The sequence below is a fragment of the Endothiovibrio diazotrophicus genome (genome assembly GCF_054657215.1).
The window spans coordinates 1-468 of sequence record NZ_BAAHXB010000314.1; the positions used below are offsets into that span (position 1 = coordinate 1).

The 468-nt window shown below is 64.5% G+C and carries 1 protein-coding gene; it reads right to left on the bottom strand.

Annotated features, from left to right (window positions below; all coding sequences use genetic code 11):
- Positions 1-62: 62 nt before the first annotated feature.
- Positions 63-386 carry an IS66 family insertion sequence element accessory protein TnpA gene (tnpA, locus tag ACYQ2W_RS26595; RefSeq protein ID WP_459874145.1) on the bottom strand — a complete coding sequence of 108 codons (324 nt, stop codon included), beginning with the start codon at positions 384-386 and terminating at the stop codon, positions 63-65.
- Positions 387-468: the final 82 nt, after the last annotated feature.

The window sequence follows — 468 nt, forward strand, 5'->3', positions numbered from 1 at the left end:
ATCCACCGCGTCCCGGTAGAGGTAGATCTGAGGCAGGGCGGCGGATGGGCGAAAGGGGTGGCTCATGCGGTGAGTCTCAGCAGCGACTCGACCACGCTCAGGTTGTCGGCGTGGATGCCGCGTAGCTCGGCGCCATTGGGCAACACCAACGTCAGTCCACCGGCATCCTCCATCGGACGGTGGCGTACGGTGACAAACTCGGATCGGGTCGGTGGTCTCTCTTCGGTCGTCGAGGCCGTCAGCTTGCGCCGCCAGTACTGGAACTGCGCGTAACTCAGCCCCTGCTGCTTGCAGAACCCCAGCTGGGATTGGCCGGAGGTGCGCCACGCGCGGAGTTGCTTGCGCCAGTACGTGCTTCGCGGGGTCTCAGGGTGTTGCTCGGACATCGGGGTCTCCTGTGCGTGTTGACGGGAGCCAGTGTTGCCCGGCTGGCGCGAGCGGAAAAGATGTCGATTATTGGGCGCTTAC